The following is a 12,682-nucleotide window of genomic DNA, read 5'->3' on the forward strand; positions in this document are numbered from 1 at the left end:
GAAGAAAATCGGCTTCGTTTTGCGAAGCCGATTTTTTTGATGTTCAACTTTCGCCCCAGCCCTTAACCCGCGTTAACCATATCGAAACCATCCCATAGGCAATAATTGCCCAGTCGGCCCTTGGGGCCGAATTTGTGGGGGCGGTTGGTTTGCAGGGTCTTGTAGACTTCCTAAAAGGTCTGGGCGCTTCGCGGTTGATGGCGATGGTCGCGGTGACGGTCGCGCTGATCGGCTTCTTCGCGTTTGTCATCATGCGCGTCACGACGCCGCAGATGACCACCCTGTTTACCGACCTTAGCGTCGAGGACTCGTCCGGGATCGTCAAGGACCTGGAACGCCAGGCCATTCCCTTCGAGCTGCGCAACGATGGCACCGTGATCATGGTGCCGAAGGACAAGGTCATACGGCTGCGGATGAAGCTCGCCGAAGGCGGCCTGCCCAAGGGCGGCGGCGTCGGTTACGAGATTTTCGACAAATCCGACGCGCTCGGCAGCACGAGCTTCGTCCAGAACATCAATCATTTGCGGGCACTGGAGGGCGAACTGGCCCGTACCATCCGCGCCATCGACCGCATCCAGGCGGCCCGGGTGCATCTGGTGCTGCCCGAACGGCCGCTGTTCTCGCGCGAGACGCTCGAACCCTCGGCCTCGATCGTGGTGCGCGTGCGCGGTACGCTCGAACCGCAGCAGATTCGCGCCATCCGTCACGTCGTCGCTTCCGCCGTCAAGGGGTTGAAGCCGCAACGGGTGTCGATCGTCGACGAGGCCGGTCAATTGCTCGCCGACGGTGCCACCGGCGACACCGATAATGCCATCGGCGACGAGCGCCGGGCCGGCTTCGAGAAGCGGATGCGCAACCAGATCGAGGCGATCGTATCGTCGGTGGTCGGCGCCGGCCGCGCCCGGGTCCAGCTCTCGGCCGACTTCGACTACAACAAGATTACCCAGACCTCGGACCGCTTCGATCCCGAAGGCCGGGTGCTGCGCTCGAGCCAGACCCGGGAAGAGTCCAGCGCGACCGCCGACAATAGCGGTCAGGTCACCGTCAACAATGAATTGCCGGGCAACCAGAATAGAGACAATGCGGCCACGGCGCGCGAGCAGAGCAAGAAAACCGAAGAAACCAACAACTACGAGATTTCCCGCACCACCAAGACCGAAGTGACCGAGATCGGACGGGTCAACCGCCTCTCGGTCGCCGTGTTGGTCGACGGCAGCTATTCCAAGAATGACAAAGGCGAGATGGTCTATCAGGAGCGCAGCAAGGAACAGCTGGACCGCATCGCGGCGCTGGTGCGTTCGGCGATCGGCTTCGACCAGAAGCGCGGCGACCAGGTCGAGGTCGTGAACCTCAAATTCGCCGAAGCGCCGGCCGTCGTCCCGATCGGCGAGGCCACCGGCCTGCTCGGCATGCTGCAGTTCACCAAGGACGACATCATGTACGTCATCGAACTCGGCGTCATGATGCTGCTCGGGCTTGTGGTGCTGTTCATGGTGATCCGGCCGCTGGTCAGGCGCATCATCGCTTCCGAACAGATGGCCTCGCTTACCCGCGACGCCTCGGTGCCGGCGCTGACCGACGGCAGCGCACAAGCCGTCACCGGCCAGAACCTTGTTCCCAATGCCACCGCGCAGATGATCGACGTGGCTCAGGTTCAGGGCCAGGTTCACGCGCAGGCGGTGCATCGCGTCGGTGAACTGGCTGAGCGAAATCCCAACGAAACCGCGTCCATTGTTCGTCAATGGCTCGCCGAGCCCGTCACGTGATCTGACATGACCGTACCGCAAACCACAAACTCCGACGATATCACCAGCGTCATCGCTAACCTGGCGAGCCGTCAGAGCAGTCGTCCGAAAGGTCCGTCATTGAGCGGTCCGAAACGAGCCGCGATTCTGATGCTGGCGCTGGGAGAGCAATATGGCGGCAAGGTCTGGTCGCTGCTCGATGATGACGAAGTGCGCGAACTGTCGATGATGATGTCGACGCTCGGCACCGTCGAAGTCGACGTTGTGGAAGACCTGCTGCTCGAGTTCGTGTCGCGGATGTCGGCGTCCGGCGCGTTGATGGGAACGTTCGACGCCACCGAACGGCTGCTGCAGCAATATCTGCCGTCCGAGCGCGTCACCGGCATCATGGATGAAATTCGCGGGCCCGCGGGCCGCAACATGTGGGAGAAGCTTTCCAACGTTCAGGAAGAGGTGCTCGCCAACTATCTCAAGAACGAGTATCCGCAGACCATCGCCGTGGTGCTGTCGAAGCTGAAGCCGGAGCACGCCGCGCGCGTGCTTGCGATCCTGCCCGAAGACATGGCGCTCGATGTCGTCAACAGGATGCTGAAGATGGAGGCGGTGCAGAAGGAAGTGATCGAGCGCGTCGAGCAGACGCTTCGCAGCGAATTCATGTCCAACCTCTCGCAGACCCGCCGCCGCGACGCCCACGAGGTGATGGCCGAAATCTTCAACAATTTCGACCGTCAGACCGAAACTCGCTTCATCACTTCGCTGGAAGAGGAGAACCGCGAGGCGGCCGAACGGATCAAGGCGCTGATGTTCACCTTCGACGATCTCGTCAAGCTCGACTCAGCGTCGGCGCAAACGCTGATGCGCCACATCGACAAAGACAAGCTCGGCATCGCCCTGAAGAGCGCCAACGAAGACGTTCGCGGTTTCTTCCTCGGCAACATGTCGTCCCGCGCCGGCAAGATGCTGCTCGACGACATGGCAGCACTTGGACCGGTGCGGTTGCGCGATGTGGACGAGGCGCAGGCGCTGCTCGTCAATCTCGCAAAGGACCTCGCGGCCAAGGGCGAGATTATGCTGACCAAGAACCGCGCCGACGACGAGCTGGTGTACTGATGGCCGCGCCCGCAAAATTTCTGTTCGACATGGACTTCTCCGCGCCGGACAAGACGCGCGAGCGGCCGGCTACGCCGACCGAAATCGCGCAGAAGATCGCTTCCGCCGAAGCCCGCGCCTATCGCGACGGCTACGACGCCGGACAGCGCGAGGCGAAGGCGGAAAGCGACCGCCGCACCGCGCTGGCGCTCGAGGAGATCGGGATCGCCATCCAGGGCATCGCCGCACGCTTCTCCGGAATTGAAACCCGGATGGAGACCGAAGCCGTCGATGTCGCGGTGGCCGTGGCGCGCAAGCTGTGCACTGAATTGATTTCCAACGAGCCGCTCGGTGAGATCAGCGGGCTGGTGAGCGATTGTTTCTCGCATCTGGTCTCGACGCCGCATCTCGTGGTCCGAATCAGCGATTCCCTCTACGAGGCCGCGCGGGAGCGGATCGAACGGCTGGCCAAACAGAGCGGCTTCGAGGGCCGTCTCGTGATCCTGGCGGAGCCGGACATCGCGACCGGCGATTGCAAGATCGAGTGGGCCGACGGCGGGGTCGTGCTGGAGCGCGCGGCGATCGAAGCAAAGATCAACGAACTAGTCGGGCGCTACATGGCGTCCCGCGATCAGGCCGCAAGCCCGGCCATGAGGATTGAACCATGAGTGACACCGACGCACAGGTTCCGCTGCCGGATCTCAACGCCGCCGACGCGCCGTCGATCGATGAGGTGGCGTATCACGAGGACGAGAACGCTTCGCGCATTGCCGCCGATCTTGAGGCCGTATTTGACGTGCCGGTGCAGGTCTCGGCCGTGCTCGGCCGCTCGAAGATGGATATCGGGGAATTGCTGAAGCTCGGACCCGGCACCGTGCTCGAACTCGACCGCCGCGTCGGCGAAGCCATCGACATCTATGTCAACAACCGCCTGGTGGCGCGGGGCGAGGTGGTGCTGGTCGAAGACAGGCTTGGCGTGACCATGACGGAAATCATCAAGGCGGAACGCACCTGAGGCTGGTTTAACGATAAGGCGCACCACGGGCGCGAACACACGGACAGGAGATTACCATGCGTCTTCTCATCGTTGGCACATTGAAGGGCCAACTTACGACAGCCACCAAGATCGCCATGGACAACGGCGCTTCCGTTACTCATGCGGAGGACCACGAACTGGCGATGCGCGTGCTGCGCGGCGGCAAGGGCGCCGACCTGCTGCTGGTCGACGTCGGCCTCGACATCCGCGACCTCGTAATGCGGCTGGAAGCCGAACACATTCACGTACCGATCGTCGCCTGCGGCATCTCCAACGACGCCCGCGCCGCGGTCGCTGCGATCCACGCCGGCGCCAAGGAATACATCCCGCTGCCGCCCGATCCGGAATTGATCGCTGCGGTGCTTGCTGCGGTGGCCAACGACTCCCGCGATCTGGTCTATCGCGACGAAGCGATGGCCAAGGTGATAAAGCTGGCACAGCAGATCGCCGGCTCCGACGCTTCCGTCATGATCACCGGCGAATCCGGCACCGGCAAGGAGGTGCTGGCGCGCTATGTCCACACCCGTTCCAACCGCGCCAAGAAGCCGTTCATCAGCATCAATTGCGCGGCGATCCCCGAGCACCTGCTGGAATCCGAACTGTTCGGCCACGAGAGGGGCGCGTTCACCGGCGCGGTTGCGCGGCGCATCGGAAAGTTCGAGGAGGCCACCGGCGGCACGCTGCTGCTGGACGAAATCTCCGAAATGGATGTCCGGCTGCAGTCCAAATTACTGCGCGCGATCCAGGAGCGCGTGATCGATCGGGTCGGCGGCACCCGGCCGGTGCCGGTCGATATCCGCATCATCGCGACCTCGAACCGCAACCTGGCCGACGCCGTGCGTGAAGGCACTTTCCGCGAGGACCTACTGTTCCGCCTCAACGTCGTGAACCTGAAGATACCGCCGCTGCGCGAACGCCCGGCGGACATTCTCGAACTGGCGCAGCACTTCGCGAAGAAATATTCCGAGGCCAACGGCGTGCCGGTGCGCCCCATCTCGGCCGATGCCAGGCGGGTGCTGACGTCCAACCGCTGGCAGGGCAACGTCCGCGAACTGGAGAACACCATCCATCGTTCGGTGCTGATGGCGCAAGGCGACGAGATCGGCGCCGATGCGATCCTGACGCCGGACGGCGACCGCCTCGACATTGCGAAAACCGTGCCGGCGGTGGCGCACGCCACCTTCGCCGCCGAACAGGTGACCCGCGCCCTGGTCGGGCGCACCGTCGCCGACGTGGAGCGCGATCTCATTCTGGAGACGCTGAAGCATTGCCTCGGCAATCGCACCCACGCCGCGAATATCCTGGGCATCTCGATCCGCACGCTGCGCAACAAGCTGAACGAATACGCCGATGGTGGAGTGCCGATCACGCCCCCCGGTGCCGGCGATTATCACCGGGCGGCCGCGAGCGCATAACCGCGGCATTCTGGATTGCTTCGCGGAGCCCGTCATCGGGTGCGCATTCGCGCGACCCGTTGGCTCGCAATGACGCGAGAACTGTTAGGGAATGAAACGAATAATCCGGTGCATCCGGTTTGCGAAAAATGTGGATCGGGTCGCCCGGCTGCAGCTCGCGCCCCTTGAATGCCGCATAGGCAAAGAGCACGAGATACGCGGTCGCGAGGGCGCCCACGCCATAAAAGACCCAGACCGCCAGACGTTTCATCAGGTCGGCGCGCTATCGCCGAGCGCGAAGGTGATATGAAGAAATTGGCGTTCCATCGCATGACCTCCCCTCCGGCCGACTTTTAGGCCGCAAATGGAAAAAAGGCCACCGCCTCAGGGGCGATGTTTCGAGATTGGCTTGTCAATTTCGCGGGGAGCACGCGGGGCCGGAAGGCTGACTTCGGCGAGCCTGATCGCGTCCTTGTTCTGGTCGATCGCGACGTACTGCCCCTGCCAGTAGGCCAGCGCCGCGGTGCGTGAGGAGACCTGCACGTCCAGCACGCGTCCGATCACGATGGCATGGGAATGGCGTTCGACAATATCATCAACCTCACAGTCGATCGCCGCCAGCGCTCCTACCAGCAATGGCACGCCCGACGCGCGCGTGATCCATCCGGCGCCGGCGAACCGGTCCGCGCCTTTCAATCCATCCTTGCCGGCAAATCGCTCGGCGATATCCAGTTGATCGGCGGTCAAAATATTCACGCCAAAGAAGCCGTATCGTTTGAGCAGCGGCCAGGACGATGATTCCCGGTTGATGCTGACAATCAGGGTCGGCGGATCGACCGACAAGGACGACACCGAGGTAACGGTCATACCAGCGACCTCCTTGCCCCGCCCGACCGTGATCACGCTGACGCCGCCGGCCAAATGACGCATCGCGCTGCGAAAATCGCCTGAGGAAGGCTCGCGATCGATATTGATGGTGCGAACAGCGGAATTCATAGCAGCCTCACAGATCCGATATGTCGTCCGCCGATTGAAGAAGTTCACGCAGAATCGAACCTTCCAGCGCCGCGAGATCGGCGGAACCGCGCCGGCGCGGACGCGGGATATCCACATTAACGTAGTGGGCGATGCGGCCGTCTTCAATGATCAGCACACGATCGGCCAGCGCAACGGCTTCCGACACGTCATGCGTCACCAGAATCGCGGTAAAGGCCTGATCGTGCCAGACCCGTTCCAGCAGCCGCTGCATGGAAATGCGGGTCAGGGCATCGAGCGCGCCGAGCGGCTCGTCGAACGCCAGAACGCGGGGCTCGCTGACCAGCGCCCGCGCCAGCGCCACGCGTTGCTTCTGTCCGCCGGAGAGGACCGCCGGCCACTGCCCCCGCTTGTCGGCAAGGCCGACTTCGGTAAGAGCCTTTTCGGCGCGCGCTTGCGCGTCGGGAGATGCGCGGTCGCGGCCGAGACCAACCTCGACGTTTGACAGCACCCTCGCCCACGGCAATAGCCGCGGTTCCTGGAACATCACGCGGACGTCTTCCCGCCGCGCTTCCTCACCGAAGCTGATGGTGCCGGCATCAATGGTTTCGAGGCCGGCGATCAGACGAAGCAGCGTGCTCTTGCCGCAGCCGCTGCGGCCGACAATCGCCACGAATTGTCCCGCGGCAATGTGCAAGTCGATGCCGCGCAACACTTCGTTGTCGCCGAACGACTTGCGCAGGCCGCGAATGATGAGCGGAAGGCCGCGGGAGGAAGCTTCCGAACCGCGCCGCGTCACATGCGCCTGCTCGATGAAATCCGAGTGATCCAGAGACCCGGCATCCGGCAGAAGAAGACGGGATTCTTGCATGTGTCTTCTCAATGTTTCTGAAAGGCCGGATGCCAGGACAGCGTCAGCCGCTCGAGGATACGGGCGGCGCTGTCGGCCAACTTTCCCAACAACGCGTAGATCAGGATGCTCAGCACGACGACGTCGATCAGCATGAATTCGCGGGCCTGCATCGCCATATAGCCGAGACCCGAGGAGGCGGCGATGGTTTCCGCCACGATCAGCGTCAGCCACATAATGCCGAGCGCGAACCGCACGCCGACGAAGATCGACGGTAAGGCGCCCGGAAAGATCACCCTTCGGAACAATTCGCCGTCGCTCATGCCGTAGATCCGCCCCATCTCGATCAGTTGCGGATCGACGGTGCGAATGCCGTGCAGCGTGTTGAGGTAGATCGGGAAGAACACCCCGAGCGCGACCAGAAACAATTTTGCCGATTCATCGATGCCGAACCAGAGAATGACCAGCGGGATCAGCGCCAGATGCGGAATGTTGCGCACCATCTGCAGCGTCGTATCGGTGAGCTTGTTGCTAAGCTGCGACAGACCGTTGGCCAGCCCAAAAGCAAAGCCGATGCCGCCGCCAATGACAAACCCAACGATGGCACGCCAGAAACTAACCCAGATATTGCGCGCCAATTCGCCGGACAGCAGCAGCTTCCAGCCAACCAATGCCACGTCGCTCGGCGCCGGCAGCACCCGCGCCGACACGAATCCGGTCACGCAGGCAGCCTGCCAGATCAGGACGATGGCCAGCGGCACGATCCATTGGACCAGGCCATCGGCCTGCGGCAAGCGCAGGCTGCGGGCGCGCGGAAGGCTGTCGATCAGGCTCATGGCTGGGACGCCTTTACCAACGGCCGATGTTCGTTGGCGATCGTCTCGCCGAACGGGCCGGTATTGACGCGAAGCGGCGTCACATTGTTCGGCTGCTCCAGCGACAGCAGCGGAAACACCAGTTCGGCGAAGCGATAGGCTTCCTCGAGATGTGGGTAGCCCGACATGATGAAGGTATCGATGCCGACGTCCTGATACTCCCGGATGCGTGCTGCGACCGTCTGCGGGTCTCCGACCAGTGCCGTCCCCGCACCGCCGCGGACGAGGCCGACACCAGCCCAGAGATTCGGGCTGATCTCGAGCTTGTCGCGGCGTCCACCATGCAATTGCGCCATGCGCTGCTGGCCGACCGAGTCCATGCGGGAGAAAATCTTCTGCGCCGAAGCTACGGTCTCGTCCGTGACGTGCGAAATGAGTTCGTCCGCGGCCTTCCAGGCCTCGGCGTTGGTTTCGCGCACGATCACATGCAGTCGGATGCCGAACGAGAGTTGGCGTCCGCGCTTGGCGGCGGCGGCTTTCACGCGGTTGACCTTTTCGGCGACCTGCGCCGGCGGCTCGCCCCAGGTCAGATATTTGTCGACGGTATCGACGGCGACATCGATGCCCGCGTCGGACGATCCGCCGAAATACAGCGGCGGCCGCGGCGACTGCACCGGCTGGAACAGCAGGCGGCCATCCTCGATGTGGATGTGCTTACCCTCGACATTGACCGTCTTGCCGGCCAGCAGATCGCTGTAGACATTGAGAAATTCACGGGTAACGGCATAACGCTCGTCGTGGTTCAGAAAGATGCCATCGCCCTTGTTCTCGACGGGATCGCCGCCGGTGACGACGTTGATCAATAGCCGTCCATTCGAGACCCGATCGAGCGTCGCCGTCATTCGCGCGGCGACGCTCGGCGATTGCAGGCCGGGCCGCACCGCCACGAGATAGCGCAGCCGCTCGGTCCATGGCGCGACCGCCGATGCCACCACCCAGGAATCCTCGCAGCTTCGCCCGGTTGGCAGCAGCACGCCGAAATAGCCGAGCTGATCCGCGGCCTGCGCGATCTGGCGCAGGTAGTTGAAATTCACCTCGCGTCCGCCGGTCGTGGTGCCGAGATAACGGCCGTCGCCGTGGGTCGGAAGGAACCAGAGAATGTTGGCGTTGGACGATTGAATGGTGCTCATGTGCCGGGCCTCCGTGCCGCGTCAGAAATCTTGATCTGTTTCGGCAGCAGGCCAAGCGCGAAAAACGCGTCCGCGACCTGCTGCTGATCCGCGATCACGCCGTCGGTGATCGGCTTGATGCCATAAGCCTGTCGCTTCAAGGCAACTTCGACGACCGACACTGGAAGTCCGATCGCAGGCGCGAGCTGCTCGGCAACGGCGTGGATATCACTGCGCGCCCAGTCATCGACCTCGCTGAGCTGGGCGAGCACGAGATCGACGATCCTCGGATCGCTCTCGAGGAATTTCTTCGAGCTGAAATAAAACTGATAGTTCGACACGATGCCTGTGCCGTCGGCCAAGGTCCGCGCGCCGGTGGCGGCTTCGGCGGCAGCCTGGAACGGATCCCAGATCACCCAGGCGTCGACCGCACCCCGCTCGAACGCCGCACGGGCGTCGGCCGGCGCGAGAAACACCGGCTCGATTTCGGAATACTTGACGCCGGCCTTCTCAAGCGCCTTTACCAGAAGGTAGTGAACATTGGAGCCCTTGTTCAACGCCACCTTCTTGCCTTTCAAATCGGCGACTGAAGTCAGCTTGCTGTCCTTGGGCACAAGGATCGCCTCGCCTTTCGGCGCCGGCGGCTCATAGGCGACATACTGGATCGGTGCGCCCGCGGCCTGCGCGAAGATCGGCGGCGCTTCGCCGGTGTTGCCAAAATCGATTGCCCCGACATTAAGCGCTTCGAGCAGCGGCGGACCGGACGGAAACTCCGTCCACACCACCTTGTAGCCGGCAGCCTTCAATTTACCCTCCAGCGTGACCTTGCTCTTCAGCAGCACCAGCTTGCCGTATTTTTGAAACCCGATGCGGACGACCTTCTCCTGGCCGTATGTCGTCCCGACGCCAGCCAGGGCCGTGCTCATCGACAGCACCGCGACCGCAATCAACCGCTTAAACCAACGCATGCTTCAGATCCTTTGTAGTCGGATGATGTGAGATCGGTTCAGGTCTGCACCGGCTTCCAGACCGCGTCGCGAACCACGACCGGCTTTGGGATCAGGCCGAGCTTGAAAAAGCGATCGGCGACGCCCTGCTGGGTCGCGACGATGTCGTCGGTGATCGGACCGACCGCAAAGGACGAGCGGTTGGCGGCGACGGTCTGGATGTCCAGGGGAATGCCGGTGATTGCGCTGAGCGATTTTGCCACCTCGTCGCGGTGCGCCTCAGCCCACTTGGCGGCCGACGACGTCACATCGATGAGTTGCTGCAGAACCGCGCCGTGGCTCTTCGCAAAATCGCGATTGGCGATATAGAACGAGTTGGTCTTGGTGATTTCGGAAGCGTTGACAAGAATACAACCGTTCTGTCTGGTCTCGCCGATCGCAAAATACGGATCCCAGATCGACCAGGCATCGATGCTTCCGTTGGCGAAAGCCGGGCCCGCATCCGGCGGCGTCAGATAAACCGGCATAATGTCGGAGTAGCTGAGACCAGCCTTTTCCAGGGTCTGCACGATGACATTGTGGGCGCTGGAGCCTTTTGTAAAACCGACGCGCTTGCCTTTCAGATCGGCGATGCTGCGGATCGGCGAATTGGGCGGCACCAAGATGCCCTGCCCGTTGGTGATCGGCTGGCCCGCGGCATAGACGATGGCGGCGCCGGCGGCCTGCGCGAAGACCGGCGGCGAATCGCCGACCGCGCCGTAATCGACGCTGCCGACATTCATCGCCTCCAGCATCGGCGGCCCCGACGAAAACTCAATCCATTTCACGTCGATACCTTGCGACGAAAAATGTTTCTCCAGCACGGCCTGTTGACGCGCAATCACGAGCACGCCGTTCTTCTGATAGCCGACGCGGATTTCCTTGATGCTCGTAAGCGCGCGCGCCTCGCGCGACAGCGCGGCCAGCGCCGCGCTTCCGAGGGATATTTTCAGGAATTCCCGACGCTTCACTGCGATCTCCTGTTCGAGCATGCCGCGACTGCGCGCGATCATTCGATGTCAGGATGGTGATGCTCCCGGGGCAAGTCGAGTGGTCTGCAAAAATAGCAACGACAACACTGTGCAACGCGGCTGCGACGACGTGTTTATTGCCCGATCATGATCTGCCGCGGCTCACTTTTCCTGACGCGCGCATGGTGCAAACTTGTTAATCTGAAAATAGGCAGGAAAACTTCATCTGTATAAGGTTGCAACCGGACGCTGCTCCGCACGAAGCCCGGGGGCTAACAATTGAAGTTCTTTTATGGCACACCGTGGGTGCTGCCCGTGATAGCTGAAAAATCAAATCGTTTTTCGAGTTCAAACATGCCCGCACCCAAGCCGCCCGCTTTCGAAACCCTCAGTCTGCATGCAGGCCAGCATCCGGATCCCGTCACCGGGGCGCGTGCGGTCCCGATCTACCAGACGACATCCTATGTGTTTCAGGATTCCGAGCACGCGGCGGCGCTGTTCAATCTCGAACGCGCAGGGCACATCTATACGCGTATTTCCAACCCGACCACGGCGGTGCTCGAAGAGCGACTCGCCGCGCTTGAAGGTGGCGTCGGCGCGATCTGCACGGCGAGCGGCATGGCCGCATTGCACCTCGCCATCGCGACCCTGCTTGACGCGGGCGACCACATCGTCGCCTCGTCCTCGCTCTATGGCGGCAGCATCAATCTGCTGACACATACGCTGCCGCGTTTCGGCATCACCACGACCTTTGTGAAGCCGCGCGCGCTGGATGCGTTTGGCGCGGCCATCAAGCCCAATACCCGCCTGGTGATCGGCGAGACCATCGGCAATCCCGGTCTCGAGGTGCTGGATATCCCAAACGTGGCGCAGATCGCGCACGACGCGAAAATTCCGCTGCTGATCGACAATACCTTCGCGACGCCCTATCTCAGCCGGCCGATCGAGCTTGGCGCCGATATCGTCATGAATTCGGCCACCAAGTGGATCGGCGGCCACGGCATCGCCATCGGCGGCGTGATTGTCGATGGCGGCCGGTTCGACTGGCGCGCCTCCGGCAAGTTTCCGGTGTTGACCGAGCCCTATGCCGGATATCACGGCATTGTCTTCGATGAGCAATTCGGCAGCTCCGCGTTCATCATGCGGGCGCGCACAGAAGGTTTGCGCGACTTCGGCGCGTGCCTTTCGCCGACCAATGCGTTTCAACTGCTGCAAGGCGTGGAGACGCTGGGCATCCGCATGGAGCGCCACATGACCAACACCCATGCGGTGCTTGAATTTCTTACCGGGAACAAGGCGGTGGACTGGGTGCTGCATCCCTCGCTCGAGAATCATCCGGACCATCAACTCGCCAAGCGGTTGCTGCCGCGCGGCGCGGGGTCCATCATCAGCTTCGGAATCAAGGGCGGCCGGGCTGCCGGCAAGAAATTCATCGAATCGTTGCGGATGATCAGCCATCTGGCCAATGTCGGCGATGCCAAGACGCTCGTGATTCATCCCGCCAGCACGACTCATCAGCAGATGGATGCCGCCCAGCTCAAGGTTGCGGAGATCGGCGAAGAGCTGGTGCGGCTGTCGGTCGGCATCGAAACCGCTTCCGATATCCTCGATGATCTCGGCCAGGCGCTCCGTATTTCGCAGAAGGTGTGAGC

At 62.4% G+C, this 12,682-nt stretch carries 13 protein-coding genes; 6 read left to right on the top strand and 7 right to left on the bottom strand.

Annotated features, from left to right (window positions below; translation table 11 throughout):
- Positions 1-149: 149 nt before the first annotated feature.
- From fliF to N554_RS0115550, 5 genes are read left to right on the top strand one after another with little or no spacing between them, the layout of a single operon-like run.
- Complete coding sequence (fliF, locus tag N554_RS0115530) at positions 150-1,766, top strand: flagellar basal-body MS-ring/collar protein FliF (protein ID WP_029584306.1); 1,617 nt, start codon at positions 150-152, stop codon at positions 1,764-1,766.
- Positions 1,767-1,772: 6 nt separating this feature from the next.
- A complete protein-coding gene (gene fliG, locus N554_RS0115535) occupies positions 1,773-2,855 on the top strand; it encodes a flagellar motor switch protein FliG (RefSeq protein ID WP_029584307.1) in 1,083 nt (360 codons plus the stop codon).
- Positions 2,855-3,502, top strand: a complete 648-nt coding sequence (gene fliH / locus N554_RS0115540; RefSeq protein WP_029584308.1) for a FliH/SctL family protein — start codon at positions 2,855-2,857, stop codon at positions 3,500-3,502. Before fliG ends, fliH begins: the two co-directional genes overlap by 1 nt.
- Complete coding sequence (fliN, locus tag N554_RS0115545) at positions 3,499-3,849, top strand: flagellar motor switch protein FliN (protein WP_029584309.1); 351 nt, start codon at positions 3,499-3,501, stop codon at positions 3,847-3,849. The genes fliH and fliN overlap by 4 nt, the downstream gene beginning before the upstream one ends.
- Positions 3,850-3,905: 56 nt before the next feature.
- Complete coding sequence (locus tag N554_RS0115550; RefSeq protein WP_029584310.1) at positions 3,906-5,285, top strand: sigma-54-dependent transcriptional regulator FlbD; 1,380 nt, start codon at positions 3,906-3,908, stop codon at positions 5,283-5,285.
- Here N554_RS0115550 and N554_RS37365 read toward each other — a convergent pair.
- From N554_RS37365 to N554_RS0115585, 7 genes are all read right to left on the bottom strand, one after another.
- Complete coding sequence (locus N554_RS37365) at positions 5,236-5,535, bottom strand: hypothetical protein (RefSeq protein ID WP_051677512.1); 300 nt, start codon at positions 5,533-5,535, stop codon at positions 5,236-5,238. The genes N554_RS0115550 and N554_RS37365 overlap by 50 nt on opposite strands.
- A gap of 113 nt (positions 5,536-5,648) precedes the next feature.
- Positions 5,649-6,260 carry a flavin reductase family protein gene (locus tag N554_RS0115560; protein WP_029584312.1) on the bottom strand — a complete coding sequence of 204 codons (612 nt, stop codon included), beginning with the start codon at positions 6,258-6,260 and terminating at the stop codon, positions 5,649-5,651.
- A gap of 7 nt (positions 6,261-6,267) precedes the next feature.
- A complete protein-coding gene (locus N554_RS0115565) occupies positions 6,268-7,110 on the bottom strand; it encodes an ATP-binding cassette domain-containing protein (protein ID WP_029584313.1) in 843 nt (280 codons plus the stop codon).
- 8 nt (positions 7,111-7,118) lie between these two features.
- Positions 7,119-7,925 carry an aliphatic sulfonate ABC transporter permease SsuC gene (gene ssuC / locus N554_RS0115570; protein ID WP_029584314.1) on the bottom strand — a complete coding sequence of 269 codons (807 nt, stop codon included), beginning with the start codon at positions 7,923-7,925 and terminating at the stop codon, positions 7,119-7,121.
- Positions 7,922-9,094, bottom strand: a complete 1,173-nt coding sequence (gene ssuD, locus N554_RS0115575) for an FMNH2-dependent alkanesulfonate monooxygenase (RefSeq protein WP_029584315.1) — start codon at positions 9,092-9,094, stop codon at positions 7,922-7,924. Before ssuD ends, ssuC begins: the two co-directional genes overlap by 4 nt.
- A complete protein-coding gene (locus N554_RS0115580) occupies positions 9,091-10,041 on the bottom strand; it encodes a sulfonate ABC transporter substrate-binding protein (RefSeq protein ID WP_029584316.1) in 951 nt (316 codons plus the stop codon). Before N554_RS0115580 ends, ssuD begins: the two co-directional genes overlap by 4 nt.
- A gap of 38 nt (positions 10,042-10,079) precedes the next feature.
- Positions 10,080-11,030, bottom strand: a complete 951-nt coding sequence (locus N554_RS0115585) for a sulfonate ABC transporter substrate-binding protein (protein ID WP_029584317.1) — start codon at positions 11,028-11,030, stop codon at positions 10,080-10,082.
- A gap of 354 nt (positions 11,031-11,384) precedes the next feature.
- Between N554_RS0115585 and N554_RS0115590 the strand changes: the two genes are divergently transcribed.
- Positions 11,385-12,680 (top strand): O-acetylhomoserine aminocarboxypropyltransferase, encoded by a 1,296-nt coding sequence (locus N554_RS0115590; protein ID WP_029584318.1) that lies wholly within the window; start codon positions 11,385-11,387, stop codon positions 12,678-12,680.
- Positions 12,681-12,682 lie beyond the last annotated feature (2 nt).

Origin of the sequence: Bradyrhizobium sp. URHD0069 (genome assembly GCF_000701345.1) — a bacterium.
Taxonomy (GTDB): domain Bacteria; phylum Pseudomonadota; class Alphaproteobacteria; order Rhizobiales; family Xanthobacteraceae; genus Bradyrhizobium.